Genomic DNA, 23,341 nt, shown 5'->3' with positions numbered 1-23,341 from the left:
CCCGGCCCCACAACTTTGCATCCAGCAATGTTCAAGCTTGCCCACCGGATGACTCCGATGGACGGGGCGGGCCTATACGCAGAGTCGCACCGATGGTCAACGGGCCGGCCTTTAACCTGCTCGCAACGCGGGCACGTGCAGGGTGGCACCATGCCGACCGTTTCGCCCGTACGCCAGCCTGCCATCACCCCTGCCCTGCTCGTCGTGGCGCTCGTCGGTGCGGCATTGCTCGCCGGCGTGTTGCCGGGCGGCACATGGAACGACACGCTGGCGCTGCTGGCAAGTGCCGCCGCGCTGTTCGCCGGGCACGAGCGCCGGGATCGCGACATGATCGTCGCGGCCGCGCTGGCGGCGGGGCTCGCACCGGCCGGATGCTTGCTCGCGCCGCTCTGGCTGGGATCGGCGATCTGTCGCGCCCGCGCCCGGCGTCACCTGCCCGTGGCGGCGCTCGCCGGCGCGACGGTCAGCCTGATGCTGCCCTGGCCGACACCCGACGCCGCCCTGCCCAATCTGGCGCTGCTGGGATCGCTCCTGCCCGCCACGTTCGCACTGGTCGTGGCGCTTGGCGTCGGCCTTGCCGCATGGCTCGGTGCACGCGCGTCCGTGTCACCCCCGGGCGCCCTGTTCGCGGAGGCACGGCTGGGCGCGATCCTCCTCGCGGCCGTGCTGCCGCTGCCATCCGGCGTGCTCGGCTTCGTCCTGATACTTGCCGCCATGCCGCTGCCATCGCCATCCCGGTTGCGAGCGGCGAACGACAATCTCATCCTCCGCCGAACGGTACGGCTCGCCGCCTAGCGTCGCGCAGCCAGCGTCGCCAGCAGCACCTTCTCGAACCGGGCGGGGTCCTCGACCTGTGGCGAATGACCCAGCCCGTCCAGCTGAACCAGCGTCGCATTCGGCATCGCCTTGACCGCGTCCACGGCCAGCGCCGGGATCGGCCGCAGGAACTGCCGCAGATTGGCCGGCATCTGCGCCCGCCCGAACGCGGTCTTGTCGAGCATGCCGACCAGCAGTGTCGTCGGGGCTTTGATCCGGTACAATTCATGTGCGACCGGCTGCGTCTTGATCATCTCGCTGGTCTTGGCCTGCGCCAGCGCCACCGCATCGCGCCCAGCTCCCTGATACATGCCGGCAAGCATCCAAACCCAACGATCGTACGCCGGCCTCCACGTCCCGTGAAAATAGTTCTGCAACTGATAAGCCTTGATACTGGCGTAGTTCGTCTTCTTCTCACCCGCCCACAGCGTATCAACATCGGCATAGGGCAGCCCCTCTTCAGACCGGTCCTTAAGGCCGAGCGGGTTGACGAGAACTAATTTTTCCACGCTATCGGGATACATGATGGCGAACCGCATCGCGAGCATACCGCCCATCGAATGTCCGACCACCATGGCCCGCGTGATCCCGCGCGATTCCATGAGCCGGCGGGTATAGGACGCCAGCATCTCGAAACTGTACTGCGTGCTACGCAGCTTGGCGGATTTGCAGAATCCGATCTGGTCGGGCACCAGCACGCGATACCCGGCGCCGGACAAGGCGCGCGCGCTGCTCTCCCACGTCGCGCCGCAGAAGTTCTTGCCGTGCAATAAAACGACGGAGCGCCCGTTCGGTCGCGCCGGCGCGATATCCATGAAGCTCATGGATGCCGGTTGGCCGATGATGTCGAACGTCATCGTCTGCACCGGCCACGGATAGGTGAAGCGTTCAAGGTTCGGCCCGAAATCAGGCACGTCAACGGGATCGGCCGCCCCGGTCATCGGCAGGCATGCGAGCGCCAGTGCCGCGCCGACGATCAAATGCTTCACTACGCCTGTTCTCCATTGCCCGATATCGAAGGCCGCATACCGGTATCGCGGCGGGCCGTCATCCACCCGGACACGATTCGTCATGATCCCGCACGACCATCTTGCCCTTTCATTTCGGTGGGGGTAGAGGCCGCGGCGCTGCAGGAGTGTAGCTCAGTTGGTAGAGCATCGGTCTCCAAAACCGAGGGCCCACGGTTCGAGTCCGTGCACTCCTGCCAGTCTTTACAGTAACTTAGCTGTGATTGACTGCCGCGCGACTAGCCCGCTTTCAGGCTAGATAAGCACCAGCTAAGCACCAGATGAAGGTTGGCTTTTGAGCTGATCGAATCGGGCAGCAACCCCCTTCCACATCGCGACTCCGGTCCAATCACCTGCGATGGCTGCGGCTCCGATCTTCTCCGCGATGTACCGGGGCGCGCCCTGCCCGTGATCGCGCTCGACCATCAGCGTCAGCGCCCAAAGCTCGCGATCGGTCGCCATTCAGGAGGGAAGCGCGGCCAAGTCGGCATATGCGCTAACTGCCGCTGACACCGCGGCGATCACCGCGCTTGCTGTCACTGTCACGGCACCTACGCGCTGCCAGGTTGTAAGGGTCCGCCGCACCTCGATAGGCTTGCCGTCCCAATAGATCGCACCGTCATTGCCGACGCCGAGGTGCGACATCCCGCCCATTGATATTGGATAAACGCCCGCCGGCCAGTCTTCCGGAGGCTCAGCGGTACTTTGCGCGGCGTGCTGGCGGAGTTCGGTCATGTGGCATCGTAGATCGCGAATAGTGCGCTTGTCATGCCCCTGGCGGGTGGTCTGGCGACCGACCGCCTGTTCCGATATGAACCCACCATGCAGATGGAGTCTACCGGCACAGATCGAGGCGACAAACGGACAGCGGTGCTGATCGCGACAGGCGGCGGCATGATCGCAGCCGCAGCGCTCGCGGTGTCATGGTTCGCTTTGCCCTCCCTGTTTACCGAGCAGCAGTTAGCCAGCGCCGGCATTCTCGCCCTCTTCGTCTTCTTTGCGACATCCGCCGTATCGGCATTGCTGCCACCGGCCATAGAGCGAATGGGCTTGCCGGTGAGCTTCTATGCCTGTTGGGAGGCCGCCACCCTCATGCTCGCCCTCGCCATCATTGGCATGGCGGCCGGGGCCATATTGGCAAACACGTCGGTAGGCGTCCTGATCCTATTCGCGTGCATGGGGCCGCGGGTCTATCTCAAGAACCTGCGGCCCACCCCTTCTACTGCACGACGGTAAAGCCCGGCGGAGGCGGCGGGATCGCATCACGCGCCGAACCCCCGCCGAGGAACACCTTCCGCGCTTCCTTCCGCGCCTTGCTCACCACGTCGTCAATCATCTCCTTCCGATCCTCGACCGGCAGGGCATTCCACCCGCCGACCCCGACCAGCGCATCAAGCTGCGGCTTCACAGTCCCGCCGACGATCTGTTGCCACCGATCGTATTCCGCTGGCGTCAGTTCGCGCCCACCTACCTTGCGGTTCGGGGCGGTGACGTGGGCGCCGGCATCTAGCAGCGCGTCAACAGTGCGATCCGGGCGCGCCGTGCTGGACCAGATGGGCGAGATGACATCAGGCCCCAGCCCGCCCTCCGTCGTGATCGGACGACCGAAGGCGTCGCGGCGGGGGTAGAGGCTGGTGGACAGGCCCGGCACGCGAGAGCGGATGCGATCGAGCGGGGCGCGGGCCTCACGCAGCACCGGGTCGGCATAGCGCGCAGCCTGAGCAACAACAGCCGGCACAGCCAGCGACCCGGCCATGCGCGCGGTAAAGTTGCCAAGGCTCCGGTCGGGATCGTTCACCGCCTCCAGTGCGTCGCTCAGCCCCGACAGCCACGTCTTGCTGCCGAGATTGTGCAGGATCGCGGTGCCGACCAGCATAGCGGCGTTGTCGCGCTGCTTGTCCGTCATGTGGCGCTGGAGGTCCACGACGTCGGCCGCGGTGCCGATCGTCGTCGAATACGGGTCCATCCGCTGATAGCTGATGTAGCGATCCCCGATCTTGAAGCTGTACGGCTGCCAGCCCGTCGTCATCAGCAGGCGCTTGGCCTCCTTATCGGCAGGCCCGCCGCCGGTGATCTTCCCATCCTGCGCCATCTGGAACACGGTCGCGGCTACGCCGGTACCGACCATCACGCGAGCGATGGCAAGATCAGCCTTAGCGCCCCCAGCGCGCATATCATTCCACCACGTTTTCATCAGTGGTGCGGCCGGCGACCGCTCAATGGCGAACTTGAGGATATTGGTTGGCGTGCGGACGAAAGGCAGGATCAGCTTCAGGCCAGGCATCGCCTCCGTGATCGCGGTGACGTGCCGCCCGACAGGACCAAGCGCATTCTGGAACGTTAAGTAACGGCCATAGTCGAACGACCGCGCCAGCATATCGTCGGTCGGGTTCGCCAGCAGCTCCGCCGCCCGAGCTTTCGCAGCATCGCCGCTCAGCCGTTCCTTCGCCGCCTGCCGCACCGAGATGCCAGCCAGTTCCATCCGGCGGGCGATGCCCTTGAACAACTCGTCTTCTGCGGCGAGGAACCGGGAGGGCGTGCGGATGATCGAGCCTTTCACGCCCGATATGGCGCGCTGCGTCTGCTGCTCCACCTTCGTCACCGCGTCGGCAGCCTCGCCGGTGCGCAGCGTCTTTGCCGCCGCCGCCAGCCCTTCGCGTGCGCCCTGCATCATGCCGACCGTCCGCGCGCCAAGCTCCGAGAACAGGACGCGATCAGCATCGCCCTGCCCGATGGCACGACGCGCGCCGCCGATTACAGCCGCCGCCGCATGTTCGGGGATCTGGCCGATAGCCGTCAGCGTGTTGCCGAGCATGTTGGTGACGTGCGTCTGCGGACCCGACAGGAGGCTGTTGTAATAAAGCTCGATCAGCTTGTCCTGGAACCGCGGCTTGAGGGCCTGCACCGCGAACTTGTTGACCCCGCCCGGCCCGACGCCCTGCGCCTCCAGATCAACGATCCGATCGGCCACGTCCTTCAGGCGCGACGCACCGCCGGCAATGTCACCGAGCGACGGCAGCACCCGGTCTACGGCGCTGGCATTCGCCGCCATGCGGAAGGCGGACAGAGCGCGGCCGGCCTCAGCGGTCATGCCGGACACCTGCTCCTGAATAGCGACGTGTCGGAGCCATGCCTGTTTGAATGCGGCCTCCGCTTCCTCGCCCGGCGTGTCCATGCGCTGGATGTGCTTCGCCATGTTGACCAGATCGGTGCCGGAACGCGCGAGCAACTGGCGAGCGGCCAGCGCCTCCTCCGCATTGAAGGCTTGCCCCTTGCGGCGCTTCAGCAGATCATCGGCCTTCATCCCCAGATCGGCTGCGAGGCGTTCGGTTTCCGCGTGCGTGATCCGGCCCCGAGTCGCGGCATCGAAGCCACCAACCCGGCGATCGGCGTCCACCAGCGCCCGCTTGATGTCCTGCGGGCTGTCGAGCTTATCGAGGCGGATGTTGCCCGCGAGGTTCGGCGCGTTCTCGCCCCATTCCTCATAGGCCTGCACTGGCGCGGCGTTGGCGTCGATGTCATCAAGCCCAACCGCCTCGCTGCGATCCTCGCTCAGCGGCGCACCCTCGTCCCGCGCCCGCTCCACGTCGAACCGCTGACGACGGGCCGCTTCGAAGGCGTCCACCTCCGCCAGATCGTCGGGACGGAAAGCCCGGTTGCCGCCGCTGTGGGTGGCCTGGAGCGTGTCGAGAAATTCGTTGATCGTCGGACGTTCGGCATGATCGGGGAAAAAGCCGGCTTCCCATGCGCGCTGCGCCGCTTCGTCGTACCCCATGCCATCGTTGCGGACGAGCGCACCGAACCGCCCCTCCCCGCCCGCGAAGTCCATGCCCTGCCGCGGCGTGTTGTCGATGCCGTAGTGCTGAAGCTCGCCGCCCTGCGTCCGGATGCCGCCCTCCGACCGGAGCCACGTCACCAGATCGGCAGGCCCGCGCTTGCGGACAGGCGCACCCGTCGTGCCGGAAGGCAGTGTGCGACTGGACAGCGCCGCATCCTCGTTCGGCGCACGGACGGGGGCATAGCGCCCAGCCTCAATGCGTGCGGCCTCGTCTACCCCATTGACCGTGTTCGCCGGCAACGGGAGGACATCGGTGGGGCGAACCCCATCGGCCTGCGCTGCACGCTCAGCGGCGGTGACGTCATCCAGCAGCGGGCGCGGGGTTTGATTAAGGCCGTCGATTACACGGGCTGCCTCGTCGCCCTCCAGCAGCGTAAACCCGGCCGGGGGCGGCGGCACGTCGTCAGGCCCGTAGAGCATCGGGGTGGCTGTCTCGTTCGCCATAGCCTGCGGACCGGAGGCGGCGGGAGCACTCGTCGGCAATGCGGAAGGAGCTTGCAGTTCTGCCGTAGAGATGTCGTTGGATGCTCGGCTCTTGGCGCTATCAATCGCACCGTCAGTCAGGTCCTGTGCCGCTTCCTCGCCCTCGCGCCCAGCCAGTCGGTTGAACGGGCGCCCGATCAAGCGACCCAATACCGGGGCAGCAGCGCCCGCAGCCGTACCGAGCGCGAGGCCAGCAGGTCCGCCGATCAACGCGCCCTGAAAGCGTCCGCGCGCATCCTCGCCCTGCCCGATGCCGGCCAGCGTCCCCTCCGCGGCTCCAGCGATACCGAGACGACGCACCACAGCCGATCGCGCCGCCTGCTCAGCAGCGAATCTGGTGCCGCCGTTGCGCATGACTTCAGCCGCCGTGCGATAGCCCAGCCCCTCGATCGACGCGCCGGGAGTGATGAGGCCACCGGCAAGCTGTCCGCTGAATCGGGCATAGGGATGCGTGGCATCATCGAAGGCAAGGATGCTGCGGTTCTGATCGAGGTTGTTGGCGAGGATGTCACCGAACCGGCGATCGGAAGACCACACGTTTTCTCGATCGTTCGGCACGACGGTATCGACCACCGCGCCCAGCTCATCGAGCATGTTGATAGGATCGGCCACACCACGACCGAATGAGCCGAGCGCGCCATCCTTGCTGTCGGTCAGGACGCGGGGCGCATCCTTGTAGCTGACCACACCCCCCGCGCCGCCGGACTTGGCGCGCTGTGCGTACCGCTTGCGGGTGTCGCCCTCATCGATCTGGAACCCGTTGGCCTTCGCGTAGGCGATCAGGTCTTCAGGCTTGGAAGCCATGTCCTGAAAGATGTCGGCGTAGCCCGTGGCGACGTCCGGCCGCAGCCCTTGGAACGGCATGGCCTCATCATTGAACACGGCAACGGCATCACCAGCCTGTGCCGACTGAGGCTTGGCCCAAGGGTCCGGCGTTTTGTGCCGGAAGCTCGCCGGCTGCTGGAACGCAGTTGACCAGGCACCCTTGCCATTGAGCCGGGCGAACCGTTCGGCCTCCATATACTGACCGAGCCGATTAGGATCAGCCCGCAGGTACTCAGGCGTGGCGATGCCGTAACCTGACCGCAGCAGGGCATCGCCAGCGTCGCCGCCGTTGTTGAGCGACACGACCGGGCGGCCATAGGTCGAGGCCCCCGTTGCCGTCACCAGCGCGTCAGGCTGCGCGAACGGCTCCAGAACGCCCCGCGCCTGCGTCCCCAGCGGCACCAGCGCGCCGCGGCGGTCCGTGCCGGTCTGGTTCAGCTCGAACGCATCAGCACCGTACAGGCGGGCGTTCGTACCGGTGTTCATGCGGAAGGTGTCGCCGTCGTGAACCTCGCCAGTCGGCTTGCCGATCAGGTCGCGCGCCTCCGGGTGGTCGTCGTCCAACACCTCGAAACCGGGAGGCGGAGGCGGCACAGTGTCGGTGCGAGCCTTCGCCCGACGAGGACGCGGCGCTGGCTCATCAATCAGCGTGAAGCCGGGCGGCGGGGGCGGGATGTCGCTCATTGTGCCGGCACCCATGACTTGCCGTTCCAACCGATCTTCTTGCCGTCAGCGCCAACGGCGATGCGCGTCAGTTTCGCGCCGGCCGAAGCCGCCCCGCCTGCCCGCGTCGGTCGGTCCCGCTGGATGTCCTGCCCGCGCCGACGGTCGGCAGAGGCGACGCTGATCCCGTAGCGCCCGCGCGAGTCGGTCAGGTTCTGGCCCCGTGCGGTCAGACCGCGACGTGCGTCCCGATCAGAGATGACGCTGTTGGTGTTGCGATCGGCGCGGGCGTTGTCGATCTCATCATCATCGCGCTGCCACTCGAACTTGCGTTCGCGCAGAGCCGCCGCAATCTGGTCCTCAAGATCAAGCTGGCCCATCTGGAGATCCCGCACGACCTCTGGGGAGTATTCCTCCGGCAGGTTCTCGGGGAACGGCACGCCATAGGTGTCGTAGAGATGGCGGGCGGTGGTCACGCCGCGCTCCCAGCTATCCTGATCCCGCACGCTGCCGAGCAGGCGCATGCCCGCCTGTGATACGTGCTGCCAGTCCTTCAGGTGGTCTTCACGCGCGCCGTACATGGTGTGCTGCGCCTTCATCGCCTCGCCGGGGTCGGCGCGCACCACCTCATCCCAGCCAGCGCCGCCCGGCGCTGCCGGCACGCGCGGGATTGAGGCTGGACGACGGCCCTGCACTACGATGTCGTCAGGCAAGCCTTGGCCCTCAGCGAATGCGCCGAGCGAACCCGGCACGTCGGTAGCAAGGTGGCTGTCGGGCGCACGCGGACCCGAAGGAGTGTTGAACGGCGTCATCGTCGGTGTGGCCGGGTTGCGGTTCAGCACGCCGCCAGTGAAAGGCTGACCGACATCGGCCAGCGCGTTCGGCTGCGGAGGGCCGCCCGGCGCAAGGTAGTTGCTCAGCGCCCCACGAAAACGCTCGCCGCGATCATAGGTGGCCTGCGTCCGATGGGCCTCCTGAAACCGATATGCCTGTTCCGGTGCGACCGACGTCAGGTTGGCGAGCGCATCCACGTTCGAGGGATCGCGCGCCAAAGTTCCGAGCGCCGATTGTGCCTTGCCCCTGTCCTGCCCCGCCTGAAATGCTGCGCCGAAGTCAGGCGCGTTGCGAAGCATGCCCCAGTCGATAACCGTACCCATGGCCGGCTCCTTTAATTCAGAGTGACAGAGAGATGCGACGATCCCGGCGTCAGCATAGACAGTCCGAGAATGACTTGCCCGGTCGGGGAGTTGACCAGCCCCGAGACGTTCGGGCCGAGCTGATCAAAAGCGACTTCAGCCGCCGAGTATTCGCACCCGGCATGTTGCGCGATCTGCTGAATGAAATGCTGTTCGATGATCGATTGGCAGGCGCGCTCATGCTTCGTGCGCGCTTCCTGCGCTGCAATAAGCCGCGCGAGGGTGTCGAATGCTGCTGACATTTGGTGGCCGATGCTGCTGAGCGTTCGCGCCGATCCCGGCAGAAAGTATCGCGTCAGGTGTCAGGCATGAGAGGGCAGCGGAATAGTAGGCAATTCATCACCTATGCCTACTATTTACCGCCACCGATGACGCCTATCATTCTGGCATGCTGAAGACACAATACAGGGTGCCGCCCCCTCGTCAGCGGCGTTACATCGAGGTGGTGGAATATTGCCGCGCCATGTTCGCGCAGACTGGCAGCGTGCCGAGCTACAGCATGATCGCAGACGCATTGCGCCTTGCCGACAAGGGATCAGTCCGGCGCTGCGTGAAGGAGGCGGAAGCCGCCGGCCTCATCACGCTGGCGGACTACAAGGGCGGGCGCGGTCCTCGCGGCGGCCAGCGCATCCGCCTGGGTACGCCAGAGGAAGCCGCGGAGGGGCGGCAGCGCATCAAGATGGGGTGCGAGCTTTAGCCGCGCAGGCGAACGCCCACGCCAGCAGGCCCCTTGCCGTCCTTCACCGTTGCGCCCGCTGAGATAAACTCCACGCCGCCGCGCTCTAGCGCACCCCGCATACTGGCGATGCTATCGGCTTGCACTGTTTGCCCGGACTCGAACCGCGCGACTGTGGCGTAACCAATCGCTGCCTCCCGCGCGAGATCAGTGGCTGACCACTTGAGCGCAGCCCGCGCCATACGGCATTGTTCCGATGTCATGTGATAGAGATTATCTCACAAAGGGGGTTGTGACAACCCACCTTAACTGATAGAACCTCTATCACCGCTTCTAGCGGTAAGCGACCGAACGAGAGGCTTAGGACCCTCCCGCCCGGTCTGACCTCAACCGATCCTATGGAGATCGCTCATGGCTACTCGCGCCCTTAGCATCATCGTGCCTGATGCTGCCACCCCGGCCCCGCTGTTCGTGCTGCCGACCCCCACCAACGACAACCTGCGTAGCTGGACCGACGACCGCCGCGCCAAGCTGCTGCTGGCGTCCTGCGCCTCATCCATGCCGCTCGGCGAATGGAACCGCGCCTATCACGCCTACGGCTATGGCGAGGGCTTCCGCTACATCGGCTACCGCGTCGATGCACTGACCGCGATCCGCGACGAACACGGCCAGAGGGCGCTTGACCTGTACCATGCCGAGGGCGACCCGGCTTATGCCGTCTTCGCGATGCACTGCCAGTCCGCCAGCGTCACCGACGCCATCGACGCAGCCGCAGAAGCAGCCCTTGCCGCGAAAATGGAGGGCTGATCCGATGGCCTTCCACAATCCTATCAACGGAGGGGCAGCGCTCGCGCCCCTTCTCACCCGCGAAGATCGCCGCGCCATCGCCGCGCAGATCGAAACCCTGATCGCCGTTCTCGACGCAGCCGGTGGTGACTGCGATCTGGAAGACGACGACCCGGCCGGCGGGAACCCGGACGATGAGGGCGAGGTGCCGGACTGGCTGCCCCGCTTCCCGCTGCCTGTCTACGGCATCGACCAGCGCTGCGGGCCGACGAACGGTGAGGCGCACTGGACCGCCATGCTCCTGCGCGATCGGGAGGGCTGAACCATGCTCAACCGTCGTCACATCATCGGGGGTGCTGCGGCACTCCCCGCCATCGTCATCGCGTCGTGCGGTGCCACCCCGGCTGTCGCTGGCAGTCTGTCGCCGGACTTTGCTGCGCTGCTGGACAAGGCAGCACAGGCCTCTCTCGCGTTGGAGGCTCATGAGCGCGACGTGTACCTGCCCGCCAAGGCTAAGGCACACGCGGCTATCGAGGCGCTGCCACACACGACCGTCCATGCCGGCTCGGGCGTTACCGGCGGACAGGTCATCTGGTCGACCGACAAGCCCACGTCGGTCGCAATCGCCCGCTCAATCGTGGACATGGCACGCGAGGGCAAAGACATGGTCGGTGCCGGACTGGTCCATGCCCGCGCCGTTACCGCAGCGCATTTGCGTCGCGAGCGCGCCGCCAAGCGCATCAGGCGGGCCATCGGATGCACCGCGGCTGTCGAGCGCAGCGATGAGCTGGGGAGCGAATGCTGCACCGCGCAGTACGCCGTCGCGCTGCACCCCGTCACCACCGCCTACGATCTCGCCGCCAAACTCGCCTTCATGATCGAGAAGGACATGGGCGACGGCATGGACTGGCTGGAAGAACTGCACGCCGATGCCCGCCGTATTGCCGGATTGGAGGCATGAGCATGGACACGAACACAACCCGCCGCTCCCTCCTGCGTCTCGGCACCGGCGCTCTTGCCTACGGGGCCGGTGCTGCTGCCGTTGCCGGGGGCGTTGCCCTCGCCGGTGAAGCCAAGGGCGCAACCCTTTCACCCGATCGCCGCGCATGGGATGCAGCGTACAAGCGCTGCGCCGACGCCAAGCTGGCGTTTGATTGCGACTATGCCGCTTATGATCGGGTGTACGAGGCTTGGCACGCCACCCAGCCGATAGGCCGCGATGTTGATCTGACTGCCTTTCACATGATCCCGCTGCCCGTCGTTCTGCGCTCGATCGACCCCGACGAACACGAACGGGGAATGTTCGCCAATATCGGGCTGTCGTGGTTCCCCAACGAGAAGGAGAAAGCGCAGGCCCGCGCAAGCATCGAAAGCCTGCGCACACATCGCCGCGCCGTCAAAGCACATGCCGACCGCTACCACGTCCATGAACTAGGCGAGCGTAACGACCGACTGCTTGACGCTTGGACGGATGCACAAGACGATCTGATAAAGCTGCCCGCGCCCGACCTCGCAGCGGTCGAGTGGAAGCTACAGTATCTGTTCGCCCTCAACAGCGACGGCGTAACCTCCGGTTGGGCTGGGCGAACGGTTGCCCCTGTTCTTGCGGATGTGCGCCGCCTCTCCGGCGGGGAGGCGTGAGCATGGCGACGATCCACAACCTTGCCGATCATCGGCCGGCTAAGGTTTCGCTACAGCCTGACGCGAAACCAACGCCGCCGCTCAACTTTACCCGCTCGCCCGCCCTGCTGCTGGTTATGGCGCTCTACGAACAGATGCCGCGCAAATATCGGGGGCCGGCATTGACGAAGGTCATGCAAGCCGCCGAGCGCTGCCCGGACTGCGAAGCCTCGCAGGAGGCGGCGAACGTCGCGGCGCTGCTGACCTTGGCCCTCTCCGCGAAGGAGGGCCGCTGACATGGCAAGCCAGCCTTGTTGCGAATCGCCCCCTCGCTGTTGCGAACGGGAGCCGTTCAACGCTGCCGACTGGTTCGCGACGTGGTGCGACCATGGCGGGATCGCGATGCTGATCGGGAACCGCGTCTGGATCGGGCGCTCCGCCGCGCTCGATCGCGAGGCCACACAGCGCCTCAACCAGCTTCGCGCACCGATCACCGCCCCCGACGCGCAAATCGCGCTGGTGGGGCTTCTCCGGGCGAATGCCGCCTGTTCCGAACCAATGATGGAGGGCTGACACCATGGCCACCGTTCTCAAAGCACAGCAGCCGACGCTTCGGTCCTTCATCGTCTACGATCGCCTGCCCGCCGGGTGCCTCGCCTACCCGGTAACAGACGAGGCCAACGCGCCGCACCTCCGCCCCGGTGACATCGCCATCATTGACACGGCCGACCGCGAGCCGGCGAATGGCGATCTATTCGTGATCGACTGGCAGAGCGGCGGGTCGGACATCGTGGAGACATGGAGCCAGCGCATGCAGGCGGGCTGCGGCCCCAATCGGGAGATCATCGATACCGTGTGCTGGAAGGTGGCCGGATCAAACCGCGCACGAACCGCCGCCGGTGTGATGGAGCGCATGCGCGCCGGCCGCCTCGTCGGCTGGGTTGATGGTCCCTACGCCACCGAGGGGCCGAACGCGGGGGTACTGAACCGCAAATTGCGTGGCCGGGTGGTTGGCATCCTCCAGCCGGCAGCAGCCGAACCGCTCCGGCTCATCAGTTCGGAGGGCCGCTAACATGGCGCTCACCAACCTGCTGTCGGCAGCCTCTAGCCACTGCCGCCGCACCGGCCTGTCCGATGCGCAGTTCGGACGCGCGGCCCTTAACGATCCCGGCCTGATGCGCGACCTGCGCCGGGGTCGGACCCTCCGACCAGCGTCCGCCGCAAAGGTCCGCGCCTATCTGGAAGGGGCGGCATGATGGCGACCCGCCCCATATCCGCCGAGCAGATGCTTGCCGCGATCCCCAGCCTGCCGCGCCCGATGCTCGCCCGGTTAGTGGATCAGATGATCAACCGCCTGGACGAGCTGGACGGCGATGCGGACGAGGAAGAGAATGGCGACGCCGAGCCGGTAGACGAGCGCGAGCCGAACGAGGAATACGGGCTGGTGGTGGGATCGCCAATCGTGACGACACCGGCACGCCTCGCCACCGTTTCGATACCGACACGCTGGCGCTTGTCGATCAGCACGCGGACGGCGTTGCTGGAGGTGATGCGGGGCAACTGACCGCCGGAATCTATCACCTCACACCATTGTCGTTGAGCAGCCCCTGCGTTCGTGATCCCTCATGTCCGCGGGGGATTGGCAGGAGTGCCATCCATGTTGGAACAGCCTAACGCCTCGCCCTTGATCCTCGATCGAATGGTCCAGCGTGCTGAGCTATATGCCGCCGGCTATAACGATGCAGAAATAGCCTCGCAGCAAAACTCTTCCGCAGCCGTGATCGGCAACTGGCGACGTTTCCACGGACTACCATCCCACCGACCGCACGGTGCCGTTTTTCGCGAAGCGCTGGCGGCCGCTAGGCTGTCTCTATACCACGAAGGCTTAAACGACACCGAGGTGGCCAAGCGGCTCGGAACGTCTGCCGATGCAATTCGCAAATGGCGTGGCGTTCGAGGCTTGGCTACAAACTGCCCAGCCAACCAACGGCGAGAATCAAATAAATCTCTTGCAATGGTCACGCCCGACTTACGCCGACGAGCATTAGCGTTGCTTGAGCGAGGCGTTGGCGGACGTCTTATAGCTCGAGAGATGAACACCTCGCTAAAAACACTTTCGAAGTGGCGCACCCTTATGCTTCGGGAACGTCCCGAATTACGACGTGAGCAACCGAAAGGATCAAGAAAGGCGCCCCGCCATCCAGGCGGAAAGGCATATTCGAAGATGCTCCCCCATCGCCGGGCTAGAGCCTTCGTACTATACGCGGATGGCTTAGATGACGGGCAGATAGCGCGCGAACTTTGCGTCAAGAGACAGCAGATATGGGAATGGCGCAATGCGCTTTTCCTCCCCGCCATCGTCAAGCCCCGGAGCGACCCTGCATCCAAGCGTAAGCGGCAGGCCAAGCGCTATAGCAAACCGGTTGGGCCTGCTATTTCACCCATGTCGAACCCGCTCTATGCCCATATTGCTAGCTCGATCGGACGCGGCATCGCACCTGATCTTCTAGACGACGCCGTGTCGGACATGTGGCTGGCCATCGCGGAGGGGCGGTTGTCAGTGGAGCAAGTGGCTGGTCAGGCCTCCCGATACCGAAACAAGGTTGTGGCGAGCTACGCCAGTCGGTTTGGAACCCGATCGTTGGACGAGGAGATTGGCGATGGCGACGGCTTCCGCATGATCGACATGCTGAAGGACGACAGGTCGTCGGATTGGCTGGAGGAAATGGGGGCGAGTGTCTGGTGAGCGCCCCTGTGCCGAGGGGTGTGCTGATGCAAGCGATCGTGGAGGCGATGTTTGTGAGCTGAAGTACAGATCCCACTGAGATGACGCCGTGTGCGGCTTTGTGCTGCCGCGAGACATGCACAAAGCCGCAACAAAACTTGCCACACCTAGTATATGCGTGCTCGTAGCTCTTGCAAAAGTTCACGCAGTTCCGGGGTGGAGCCTCCGGAATCCAATTCTGACGCTAAGTTTCCGAAGCTCAGCTTGAGCCGGATTCGGAGCTTTGCGGGGCCCGCTGCTTGCATCGGACTCGTCTCCGCAAAACCGTGCGAGACCAACGTTGCTATCAGCGCCTTGAAATTCTCGGGCGACCGTTGATATACGGAGTAGAGGAAGTCGTTAGGCACGCCGCTGTAATCCGTCAGCGTTGCTATGGTCGTCCCTTGCGTTTTTGCTGAGCACGCTACGAGCAAAGTATAGAGTTGATCATCGAGTGGCTGAGCGCCCGGTTGGGAGCGATTACCGTCGTTCTTACTAAAGGGATATTTATTGATCAGAGACTCGCCCCAGCCATATACGGTTCCAGGCTCTATGTTGAGGGACAGCTGGCCAGTTAATAGCGACATGTCGGTGTCAAGCCAAAGGTCGCCGCGGACGCGCATCTGTGAAGCGTGAAGCGCAGAAACCCCCGCTACGAGGTTGTTCACGCCTTCGAAAATGAACGCAGCATTATCATGTCCTGCACCGATGAAGCTAGCAGCATCGTGGATGCTCACGGTCGTATTCCGGACCCTGCCATAAAACATAACTGGCGTCGTTACCGGGAACGCAACGTCTAGACCGTCTGCACGGATCGAAACTGTGGTGGCCTCATGCCCATCGATTATCGAAGCGGCATCGGCTTGTGTCAGTGGGTCACTCCAGAAGGAATTCAGGACATAACCAAGATAGCTGCCGTCGATCAGAATATTTTCGGACAGCTTGCCGCGCATCGACCGCCAAAGGAAGGGTTGACGTGCTGCTTCCTTTAGCAGCAACTCATCTTCGAGTCTCTGACCCGCGAGAACTGACTTTGAGAGAAGGAACGAGGCTATGACGTTATTGCTGAACTTCCCCTCGCGAATGAAAGGATGTTCCGGGAGCCATTGTTGGACGAGCCTGTCGTAAAGTCCCGCGTCTGCTCCGGCCAACTTGATATGCCCGGCGCCGCTGAGGGGTAGCTTCTGCACATGCTGGAGAAGCAAACTGACCTGCTCTTCGGCATCATAAAGACCGGGCGAGTCTGCCTTCCCGCCTGCTTTTACGAACAGATCACGAATCTTACCCTGTTCACGCTCCACGATGGCAATCAATACACCTTCGATTACGCCCCACGCGTCCTCTGTGCCGGCATCGTTGAGGCGCTGCTGCGCGTCTGCGAAGTTATCGATCTCCGGCAAAAGGGAGCCGATCGCGGCTAGCACGGGAGCATATCCCGCGAAGCTTCGGCCTTGGTCGTCTTCCCACAAATTACCCTCGGTGATGCCTAACGCAGCCTCGATTTTCTGGAAGTACGTAGTGATGAACTCTTCGGCAGGCTTCTGGTGCACGAGGTATAGCGAGTCGCCTTTCGCAAACTTCGTGGCATATGCGTGGATCAGCTTTCTAGCGCCGTCTTCTTTAAAGAAGCCGACGTCTAGATGGCTGATTGTGACGCCTTTGTCTGCGAAGTAAAGCTGTGCGTATGCCACGGCGTCGGGGCGACCAAGCAATATTAGTTTAGGGGCGTTAACGGTCGACCGATCCTCTGCGATGGTTTCGGCCGCAGTTTCGAAGAAGCTAAGCAAGCCATTTTCGCCAGAGAGCAGTCGCCCCTCGTCGAGCGCGTCGATTATGATCGGCAGGCGCCCCGCGTGAAACGCCTCGGTTGCGCTGACGCCATTGCGCAAGTCACTCAGGAGCCCGGCCAAAGACCCTGTGGCAACGGCCGTCTGAGAGAGATCGAGGACTGGCACTTGCCGGCTCGCCGACAACGCGTGCGCGATCGTTGATTTACCTACCGCGGCCGAAGCGCGGATCAACACCACTTCCCGAAGGCCGAATCCGTCATCGGACTGGTCATGGAATATAGGCGGAACGAACGGATCGGGAGCTGACGCGATGTTAAGGCGCCCTCCCACCGGGCGGTGAGACGGTGTAGCGATGCCGCTTGCGATCGCGTCGAAGGTTATGTCTTTCATGCTCAATCTTTCAAATCTGTTTTTAGGTATAAAATTGAGCGCAGCGTTCAATCGCCGGGGTCGAGCGGTCATACATCATGACAGCTCACTAATCGTTTTTGACACACGGCGAAAGGATGCAGATTCTGACACGAGGCGAGTGTCGTTCAGGCAGATCTAACGTGATCACCAGCAGCTTGTTGGCCCGCCACCAGATGACGCGGCACAGCGAACATAAGATGAGTGACCGGGCAGGCGTTCTCTGGGTAGGCATCGATTGAATGCATGGGCATTACCGGCCGCTCCGCGGATCAGGGGGTCGTCTCTACGAAATTAATGCTAAAGCTGTCGGTGATGTCCTTAGCCGCAGCTTCTTGCGCAGTGCGGTGCGCCTCGTCGTCTGGTTCGGCCGACACAAACTGCGGGGCAACGGTGTTGATGATCTCGTAGCTGCCGAGACGCTCCACCTTTAGGAGAGGTGCCTCCCACGCCACCACGGTGCCTGAGCTGGAGCCCGTGCCATTGTGGTCTGACGTGGTGATCCGGTATTGCCGACCGACTTCGAACATGCTGTTCTCCCTTGTTGAGGGGCGTAGACCAGTGGTTCCGAACAGCACAATAGCGCGCACGGGGACGCACTCGCGCCGACAGCGCCGGCTTGGTTTTGCTCGCCCGTTTTGGCGTGAATGCAGGATGGTCCAAATTTTGGCGATGGTGGCGCGGAAATACGCCTCCCATTTCCGACGTGTACCAACGGTGATACCTGATTGCTTAAAGCAGCGAGAGGGCAGCGCCCAGCATGGCAATCCGCATTCCAGTTGATCTTGGCCGCCCCCGCAAGCGGCCATTCCAGCCGCTGACTACCGCCTCGGGAAAATTCTTCGGAGTTAAAGCCCCGCTTCACCGATCCGACTGGACGGACCAAATATGGATGATGGCCGACGGATTTGCTCATGTCCTTGGCGTCGAAAATCCGAAGGCGTACCCTCAAACATGGACTGCCGTGACGGCGGGTGTAGATCCAGCGAAGGCTATCGTTGACCATCTGGAGAATATCAGGGGCGAGGGATGGATGATCCAGCCATTGAACATACCCCCAGGACGGTATTTCCCACGCATAGCGCGACCATACCTGCGATCAGATGAAGGGTTCCCGGCACCCTTCTATGGCGGGACTGAATTCCCTCATGAGAGGGCAAGTGCCAGCATCCAAATTGGCTCGCTTGCTGATCGACTCCGCATGTGCTTCCAGGTTGTAGGTCCATCTGCCCCGAACTTCAACGTTTTCGGCAGTGAGTTTCGGAACATTCTTTTGCTCGCGTGCACCGAAGTCGAGGCGCAATGGAAAGGTATTTTACGGGCAAATTCCTATTTGCCTCACAAAGACCAGAAACGCTGGACTACAGCCGACTATGTGAAATTGGAACCAGCACTGCGACTAGGTGACTATGCCGTCGAGTTTCCTGAGTATCCTTGGCTTTCTCCCATCGCTCCATTCAGAGGATGGGACGCCTCCAATCCGAGCGCATCATTGCCTTGGTACGCTGCCTACAACCTCGTCAAACACGACCGTGAACTAAACGGAGAAAGCGCGACGCTCATTCGGAGCCTCGAAGCGGTGGCCGCCGCCGTTGTCGTTGGAGTTGCACAGTTTGGAATAAGCTTCGTGCGATCTGCCCCGCGCTGGCGCGACTTGTTCCAAATACACGAGCATCCCGAATGGCCGATTGGTGACACTCACGGGCCATACTTCGGGCCGGAGGTAGCTGACTGCGGGGAGTCGCTCCCCTATCCTTTCAGCTGAGGATAGGCGCACCGACTGACGTCGGGAGCGGGAAACGCGCGCCCTATGCTCAACATAGACCGTCCGGCTGGACGCCGGGCAATTTCTATCCGGCACCTACTTTGGAAATTCGACGGCGCGGCGGGGTGCCGTGTCGCCCTTTTTATGGCCTGACAAAATTCGCTACTCGCTTGCTACTTTAGCAAACCGCCGAGGCTAACAATCGCTAACACCCGGCCCCCGCAGCATCAGGTTCCTTCAGGCCCGCATGGGGTTCCGACGACCAGCGCAGCCCGAGGTTGACGCGCGCCCTACCCCTCCCCTCCGCAGTCTTCGGCCCGGTACTCAGCCCGCCATGATACTTGCATCGGCCGTTGCGGTAGATGTCCGATCGCTTGCACGGGTCGCCTCGCCGGTTGAGCGCACCGCACCGAAGCCCGCGCAGATCGTCGGGCATCGCCGGCAGCGGCAACGGCTCAGGCCGGAAACCCCGCGCATTGCACTGCCACCGGTGCAGCGCCTCCCGGTTCTCACGCTCGATCCGGCCGCACGCGTCGAGGTGTTCCCGCCAGCGCCGCTTCGGATCAGCGTTTGATAAAGGTTGATCGTTTTTCAAAGCCGCCCCTCCGATCGGAACCCCACCACGAGCGCGCGGGTGCGCGATGGCCCGAAAAAGTGGATTCGCCCCTTATCGCGCGCGGGCGCGCGTACTGGTCCCAGAATGCCACCGACGTCATCAGAACCGCCCCTTGCTCAGATCGCGATCCGACACCCCAAGAGCCGGATTGCCTGCAACGTAACGGTCAGTCTTTCCGCCCTCGCTATCGACTACTGCAACACCCGCACCCCTAAAGGGGGCGGGGTGTAGCGTAGCACTCGATGGCTCTGCTGCTACACCTTGCGATGCTACACTAGATTTAGGTGTAGCAGAGTGATCGTCAGCCGCCCTGCCGACCACCACAAACTTCTTCATCTGCCGGTTGCCGTCTTTGCTTTCCTCGACCCGCAGCATGTCGTTCTCGATCCACGTCCCGAGCATGCGCAGGATGCGGGCTTTGTCGCCCTTGTCGTTAACGTTGAGGCCCAACACGTCCGCTATGGCGTTGCCCGCCCAATCGGTGGCCGAGTGATGCGCCTTGTAGCTGCCGGCCTCAATCGCCGCCTGCACCTGCCGCAGATGCTCGACCGAGATCCCCTCGAACGCATCGGGCGGCGACCACGGGATGACGACACCCATATTGTCGCCTTCGTCGTTCTCGCCATTCCCAAGGCTCACCGATGCCATGGTAAACCAGTCGGATTTATCGGAGGGCGGCGCACGGTTGTTCTTGTCGTCGTAGGTGCGGAAATACCGGCGACGCTTTTCGTCATCGATCCCGTACCGCTTGGCCTCATCCTCTCCCATGCGGTTGAGGACCAGCACCGACCGGCAGGCATTGATAAGCGCGATTGCACCGCGGCCGGACAGCGCCGTGACTTCTGCCGCGCCGGCCTTGCTGACGTGGTGGGCCAGTCCGACGCCCGCCTTCGCGTTCTTCGCCACCAGCGCCCATTCCTTGGCGATGGCGTCTATTTCCATGTTGTCGTTTTCGTTGGCCGCATGTGACGACACGAACGGGTCAACGTGCAGATAGTCGATGCCCCGGCCTTGCAGCTCATCCGTCAGTGCCGAGACTAGCGGGCGGTTGATCGTCAGCCCTTCCGCCGCGGTCGACGTGGCGAGCTTCAGGATTGCGCCCTCAAGCGCGCTGTCCACGTAGAGCTGATCGCGGATATGCTCGGGACCGATCGACCAGTGCTTGCACGCCGCCTGGATGATGCGCGCCAGTTCCTCGCCGTCGTCTTCGAGGTTCCACAGCCAGACGCGCTTCGGACCACCCGGCACCTCCTGTCCCAGCAGATTGCGCCCGGTCGCCATCGCCAACGCCTCACCGACGCTCAGGATGGTTTTGCCCGCCGCACCCGGCGCAAGGATCGCCCGCACATGGCCGCGCTGGATCGATCGGCCATAGACCCATTCTCGCGGCTTGATCGTGGTGGGGTCGCGCCAGACGTAGGGTGTGGCGACGACGGACACCGGCGCGGGATCAGCCTTTGCGCTGCCGACAAGCGGACTGCTCGGGCGGAACGGCGTGGCTTCTGCCGCCAGCGCCGCGAAAGGACGCGCGCTCATGCTGCCGCTCCCATCATCTGATCGTTGAAGTCGGCATACGGCGGATCAGGCCGCATGATCCGAACCGCCAGTCCGAGCGCCGAGTATGCCGCCGCAGCCTTCTGCGCCGCAGCCTCCCCGGGTGCATTGCCATCCGCACCGATCACGACCGCCTTCGTGTCTTCATGGAAGACCATCTGCGGCATCATCGACGTACCCGCTGAAACCCACACCGACCGCCCAAGCGCCTGGGCGAGTGTCAGGCCATCCTCCAGCCCTTCGGTTACGAGGATGCTGGCAGCGGGCGAGCCGAGCTGGATCGAACCGCCGATGACATTGCCTAGTGAGTATTTGACCTTCGGCTTGCGGTCGCTCTCCGTCGCTATCACCGCCGCCTTGCGCCCGTCCTCCGTCAGATAGGTACGCTGGAGGCCCACCAGCGCGCCTGTGGGATCGGTGACGATCGCAACCAGCGCCGGCAGCAGTCCCGGCCCGTTAGCAGCCAACACGCCGTTACCCTCGATCAGAGGCGGCGCGAGGCGAGCGAACCGCAGGGTATGCGGCAGGTCCATCGTAATCCCGCGCGACCGCAGGTATACCGCAGCCGGCGTCCCCTCGATCGGAACAGAACCGTTGACGATCCGCTGCGCCACCGGCCGCATGTCGGCCTTCGGCTTCGCGGGCGCACGCTGCTGCTCCAACTCCCGCAGTGCGCCACCGTCGAGCATCTCGATCGCGCCGGGCAGCTTCACGCCATAGGCCTGCTGGACAAAATCCAGCACGTCGCCCGACCAGCCACAGCCGAAGCAATGCGCGCGGCGATCGTCCGCGTAGATCGTGAAGGACGGGGTGCGATCCGCGTGGAAGGGGCAACAGGCCTTCAGCTCGTTGCCCGCCCGGTGCAGTTTCACGCCTGCCTTCGACGCCACACCCGAGAGGGGGAAGCGGTCGCGGATGCCGGCGACGATGCGCGCCAACTCGTTGCTGTCCATGCGACGGCTCATGCGTACCTCTCCCGGATCAGCATGCCATGCTCGACAGACAGCCGGCGGGCATAGTCGGAAGCCTTATGCGACAACCGCCAGAACACCCCGACACCGCCGCCGCCCGCCGGGGCCTTCACCCCGACGACGTAGCCGCCCATAACCGGGAAGACGGCGACGGACCAATGATCCACCTCGTCGCCCAATCCGCGTAGAGCGATCAGCCGCGCAGACTTCGGCAGGCCATAGGCCCGCTTCTCGTCGTCGGTCAGCGTGAGACGCGGGCTGATCCGGCCCGGCTTGACCGGCTGCGATCGATACCATGCGTCGAGGCTGGCAGGCAGATCACTACCCTGATCGGTTTGCACCGGAACGCCGCCCTTCTTCACGACCCGTGCGTGCTCGATCTCACGCCAGCGCTGGAGGCTGACCGCGGCGACCGCACGACGCTGCACGTCTTCCGGCTGGCGATCGGCTATGGAGAGGACGTTGCCGCTCATAATTCGATCACTCCGATAACGACGCCCGTCCGCTCCGACAGACGCCGGACAAACTCGTCACGGGCGAGCCGGTAGGCTGGGAGATACCGCCGGGCTTTGCGCCCTTTCGGAACGCGGGGCGACCACTCGCAGTCCAGCCGTCCGGCCTTCATGGAGAAGCTGACCGCGAAGCCGTCGCCTACCGGCATGGCCTCGCTGCTCATGCTGATGTTGGTTGCGACGCTCATGCCTTGCCCCCTTTTGCAGCCCTATCCATCAGACAGGCTGTCGCATCAGACGCTTCCCGCTCCCGGCGGGCCATTTCCACCATCATCCCACCGATCGCTGCCAGCAGCGCTGCATGGTCCAGCGACATGTGACCCCGCATATCGGCCATTAGCTGTGCGAGCTGCTGAGCATGCGTCAGCCAGAACCCCGATGTTTCCCAATCGGGCGGCAGGATTACCTCATCGGTCATGAGCATCAGCATCTCGCCCGCTTCTGGCGTTACGTAACCGCTCACGACGCCTTCTCCTGCTGGATGGTCAGACGCCAGACGATCGCCTTCGCGCCGCTGACGTTGCGGCGACGCAGGCCGGTGTCGTAGATCACCCGGCGGTCGCGCAGCTCCGTGAACCGGGGCTGGAGCGAGTACCGCGGATATTCCGCCAGCTTGCACGTCTCATCGACCGTCAGGCCGCCGGGATTGGCGTATAGCGTTTGGTACACCACGGCGCGCAGCCGCTCCGAGGCGCGGACGATGCCGTTATAGGCGGCAGTGCTGGTGTCGGTGTGTCGATGCGTCATGCTTCGTCCTCCGAAGCCAAAGGGGGAAGACCGTGCTGGTCGAGCAACTTCGACAGCCAGCCGGCTTGCTTGTCCGTCAGGGGCCGATCGCTGAACGCGATGCCGCCGAGGAACTGGCCGATCCGATAATTGAGCTGGGCCTGCGGGTGGTTCAGCACTGCCAGCGCGGCAGGCTTGTGATCGGTATAAGAGGCCATCACAGCGCACCCCCGATCAGCGAGCCTGCACCATCCGTTCCCCAGATCAGGGAAGCCAGTAGCGCGGCGCTGCTGCCGCCTACGCCGAGTGCGGCTAGACGTTGCAG

Annotated in this window: 30 protein-coding genes and 1 tRNA gene; 15 read left to right on the top strand and 16 right to left on the bottom strand. The window is 63.8% G+C overall.

The genetic code is table 11. The features are described from left to right. The first annotated feature begins 150 nt into the window (after positions 1-150). Positions 151-795, top strand: a complete 645-nt coding sequence (locus tag LRA87_RS03520; RefSeq protein WP_230629365.1) for a hypothetical protein — start codon at positions 151-153, stop codon at positions 793-795. Here the strand turns inward: LRA87_RS03520 and LRA87_RS03515 are convergent. Continuing rightward, the gene (locus LRA87_RS03515) at positions 792-1,805 is read right to left on the bottom strand and encodes an alpha/beta fold hydrolase (protein WP_230629364.1); all 1,014 of its coding nucleotides are present in this window, start codon (positions 1,803-1,805) and stop codon (positions 792-794) included. The two genes, LRA87_RS03520 and LRA87_RS03515, sit on opposite strands and share 4 nt — an antisense overlap. 142 nt (positions 1,806-1,947) lie before the next feature. Between LRA87_RS03515 and LRA87_RS03510 the strand changes: the two genes are divergently transcribed. Next, positions 1,948-2,023 (top strand) — tRNA-Trp (locus tag LRA87_RS03510). Between the two features lie 70 nt (positions 2,024-2,093). On the opposite strand, the gene LRA87_RS03505 is transcribed toward LRA87_RS03510, so the two are convergent. Both LRA87_RS03505 and LRA87_RS03500 read right to left on the bottom strand, forming a co-directional pair. Beyond that, the gene (locus LRA87_RS03505; RefSeq protein ID WP_230629362.1) at positions 2,094-2,285 is read right to left on the bottom strand and encodes a DUF6961 family protein; all 192 of its coding nucleotides are present in this window, start codon (positions 2,283-2,285) and stop codon (positions 2,094-2,096) included. Continuing rightward, entirely contained in the window at positions 2,286-2,558 is a 273-nt protein-coding gene (locus LRA87_RS03500; RefSeq protein ID WP_230629360.1) for a hypothetical protein, read from the bottom strand. It lies immediately after the preceding gene. Positions 2,559-2,591: 33 nt separating this feature from the next. Here LRA87_RS03500 and LRA87_RS03495 point away from each other — a divergent pair, with 33 nt between their 5' ends. Continuing rightward, positions 2,592-3,059: a hypothetical protein gene (locus tag LRA87_RS03495; protein ID WP_230629358.1), complete on the top strand. Its 468-nt coding sequence runs from the start codon at positions 2,592-2,594 to the stop codon at positions 3,057-3,059. Here the strand turns inward: LRA87_RS03495 and LRA87_RS03490 are convergent. Genes LRA87_RS03490 through LRA87_RS03480 form a run of 3 tightly spaced genes read right to left on the bottom strand, consistent with a single transcriptional unit; the run spans position 3,043 to position 9,070 of the window. Then, positions 3,043-7,668 (bottom strand): hypothetical protein, encoded by a 4,626-nt coding sequence (locus tag LRA87_RS03490; RefSeq protein ID WP_230629356.1) that lies wholly within the window; start codon positions 7,666-7,668, stop codon positions 3,043-3,045. The two genes, LRA87_RS03495 and LRA87_RS03490, sit on opposite strands and share 17 nt — an antisense overlap. Further along, positions 7,650-8,789: a hypothetical protein gene (locus LRA87_RS03485; protein ID WP_230629354.1), complete on the bottom strand. Its 1,140-nt coding sequence runs from the start codon at positions 8,787-8,789 to the stop codon at positions 7,650-7,652. Before LRA87_RS03485 ends, LRA87_RS03490 begins: the two co-directional genes overlap by 19 nt. An 11-nt stretch (positions 8,790-8,800) precedes the next feature. Further along, complete coding sequence (locus tag LRA87_RS03480; protein ID WP_230629352.1) at positions 8,801-9,070, bottom strand: hypothetical protein; 270 nt, start codon at positions 9,068-9,070, stop codon at positions 8,801-8,803. Between the two features lie 146 nt (positions 9,071-9,216). Here LRA87_RS03480 and LRA87_RS03475 point away from each other — a divergent pair, with 146 nt between their 5' ends. The 11 genes from LRA87_RS03475 to LRA87_RS03425 all read left to right on the top strand — a co-directional run bounded on the left by LRA87_RS03475 (position 9,217) and on the right by LRA87_RS03425 (position 14,656). After that, positions 9,217-9,525, top strand: a complete 309-nt coding sequence (locus LRA87_RS03475) for a hypothetical protein (protein WP_230629350.1) — start codon at positions 9,217-9,219, stop codon at positions 9,523-9,525. 390 nt (positions 9,526-9,915) lie between these two features. Beyond that, positions 9,916-10,311, top strand: coding sequence for a hypothetical protein (locus tag LRA87_RS03470; RefSeq protein WP_230629348.1), 396 nt, complete (start codon positions 9,916-9,918; stop codon positions 10,309-10,311). A gap of 4 nt (positions 10,312-10,315) precedes the next feature. Continuing rightward, complete coding sequence (locus tag LRA87_RS03465) at positions 10,316-10,612, top strand: hypothetical protein (RefSeq protein WP_230629346.1); 297 nt, start codon at positions 10,316-10,318, stop codon at positions 10,610-10,612. A 3-nt stretch (positions 10,613-10,615) separates the two neighbouring features. Further along, complete coding sequence (locus LRA87_RS03460; RefSeq protein ID WP_230629344.1) at positions 10,616-11,251, top strand: hypothetical protein; 636 nt, start codon at positions 10,616-10,618, stop codon at positions 11,249-11,251. Then, positions 11,248-11,931 (top strand): hypothetical protein, encoded by a 684-nt coding sequence (locus tag LRA87_RS03455; RefSeq protein ID WP_230629342.1) that lies wholly within the window; start codon positions 11,248-11,250, stop codon positions 11,929-11,931. The genes LRA87_RS03460 and LRA87_RS03455 overlap by 4 nt, the downstream gene beginning before the upstream one ends. A gap of 2 nt (positions 11,932-11,933) precedes the next feature. Continuing rightward, positions 11,934-12,206 (top strand): hypothetical protein, encoded by a 273-nt coding sequence (locus LRA87_RS03450; protein ID WP_230629340.1) that lies wholly within the window; start codon positions 11,934-11,936, stop codon positions 12,204-12,206. Position 12,207: 1 nt separating this feature from the next. Beyond that, entirely contained in the window at positions 12,208-12,483 is a 276-nt protein-coding gene (locus LRA87_RS03445; protein WP_230629338.1) for a hypothetical protein, read from the top strand. Between the two features lie 4 nt (positions 12,484-12,487). Continuing rightward, positions 12,488-12,982, top strand: coding sequence for a S24/S26 family peptidase (locus tag LRA87_RS03440; protein ID WP_230629336.1), 495 nt, complete (start codon positions 12,488-12,490; stop codon positions 12,980-12,982). Position 12,983: 1 nt separating this feature from the next. Continuing rightward, a complete protein-coding gene (locus LRA87_RS03435; protein ID WP_230629334.1) occupies positions 12,984-13,166 on the top strand; it encodes a hypothetical protein in 183 nt (60 codons plus the stop codon). After that, positions 13,163-13,474 (top strand): hypothetical protein, encoded by a 312-nt coding sequence (locus tag LRA87_RS03430; protein ID WP_230629332.1) that lies wholly within the window; start codon positions 13,163-13,165, stop codon positions 13,472-13,474. Before LRA87_RS03435 ends, LRA87_RS03430 begins: the two co-directional genes overlap by 4 nt. Positions 13,475-13,567: 93 nt before the next feature. Then, on the top strand, positions 13,568-14,656 hold the full coding sequence (locus LRA87_RS03425; RefSeq protein WP_230629330.1) for a hypothetical protein: 1,089 nt from the start codon (positions 13,568-13,570) through the stop codon (positions 14,654-14,656). Positions 14,657-14,802: 146 nt separating this feature from the next. Here the strand turns inward: LRA87_RS03425 and LRA87_RS03420 are convergent, their stop codons facing one another. Beyond that, positions 14,803-16,854: a hypothetical protein gene (locus tag LRA87_RS03420; protein ID WP_230629328.1), complete on the bottom strand. Its 2,052-nt coding sequence runs from the start codon at positions 16,852-16,854 to the stop codon at positions 14,803-14,805. Positions 16,855-17,144: 290 nt separating this feature from the next. Beyond that, on the bottom strand, positions 17,145-17,402 hold the full coding sequence (locus LRA87_RS03415) for a hypothetical protein (RefSeq protein ID WP_230629326.1): 258 nt from the start codon (positions 17,400-17,402) through the stop codon (positions 17,145-17,147). A gap of 230 nt (positions 17,403-17,632) precedes the next feature. On the opposite strand from LRA87_RS03415, the gene LRA87_RS03410 reads away from it, so the two are divergent. Then, positions 17,633-18,637, top strand: coding sequence for a hypothetical protein (locus LRA87_RS03410; protein ID WP_230629324.1), 1,005 nt, complete (start codon positions 17,633-17,635; stop codon positions 18,635-18,637). 205 nt (positions 18,638-18,842) lie between these two features. Here LRA87_RS03410 and LRA87_RS18480 read toward each other — a convergent pair whose 3' ends face one another. From LRA87_RS18480 to LRA87_RS03375, 8 genes are all read right to left on the bottom strand, one after another. Further along, positions 18,843-19,073, bottom strand: a complete 231-nt coding sequence (locus LRA87_RS18480) for an HGGxSTG domain-containing protein (protein ID WP_443024836.1) — start codon at positions 19,071-19,073, stop codon at positions 18,843-18,845. A gap of 279 nt (positions 19,074-19,352) precedes the next feature. Further along, a complete protein-coding gene (locus LRA87_RS03405) occupies positions 19,353-20,789 on the bottom strand; it encodes an AAA family ATPase (protein ID WP_230629322.1) in 1,437 nt (478 codons plus the stop codon). After that, entirely contained in the window at positions 20,786-21,772 is a 987-nt protein-coding gene (locus LRA87_RS03400; protein WP_230629320.1) for a DUF7146 domain-containing protein, read from the bottom strand. The genes LRA87_RS03405 and LRA87_RS03400 overlap by 4 nt, the downstream gene beginning before the upstream one ends. Further along, positions 21,769-22,251 (bottom strand): hypothetical protein, encoded by a 483-nt coding sequence (locus tag LRA87_RS03395; RefSeq protein WP_230629318.1) that lies wholly within the window; start codon positions 22,249-22,251, stop codon positions 21,769-21,771. The genes LRA87_RS03400 and LRA87_RS03395 overlap by 4 nt, the downstream gene beginning before the upstream one ends. Further along, positions 22,248-22,478 (bottom strand): hypothetical protein, encoded by a 231-nt coding sequence (locus LRA87_RS03390; RefSeq protein WP_230629316.1) that lies wholly within the window; start codon positions 22,476-22,478, stop codon positions 22,248-22,250. Before LRA87_RS03390 ends, LRA87_RS03395 begins: the two co-directional genes overlap by 4 nt. Next, positions 22,475-22,753: a hypothetical protein gene (locus LRA87_RS03385; protein WP_230629314.1), complete on the bottom strand. Its 279-nt coding sequence runs from the start codon at positions 22,751-22,753 to the stop codon at positions 22,475-22,477. The genes LRA87_RS03390 and LRA87_RS03385 overlap by 4 nt, the downstream gene beginning before the upstream one ends. Next, positions 22,750-23,037: a hypothetical protein gene (locus LRA87_RS03380; protein ID WP_230629312.1), complete on the bottom strand. Its 288-nt coding sequence runs from the start codon at positions 23,035-23,037 to the stop codon at positions 22,750-22,752. Before LRA87_RS03380 ends, LRA87_RS03385 begins: the two co-directional genes overlap by 4 nt. After that, on the bottom strand, positions 23,034-23,234 hold the full coding sequence (locus LRA87_RS03375) for a hypothetical protein (protein ID WP_230629310.1): 201 nt from the start codon (positions 23,232-23,234) through the stop codon (positions 23,034-23,036). The genes LRA87_RS03380 and LRA87_RS03375 overlap by 4 nt, the downstream gene beginning before the upstream one ends. Positions 23,235-23,341: the final 107 nt, after the last annotated feature.

It is taken from the genome of Sphingomonas sp. Leaf37 (genome assembly GCF_920939475.1).
Classification (GTDB): domain Bacteria; phylum Pseudomonadota; class Alphaproteobacteria; order Sphingomonadales; family Sphingomonadaceae; genus Sphingomonas.
This window is presented reverse-complemented; position numbering and strand designations above follow the sequence as displayed.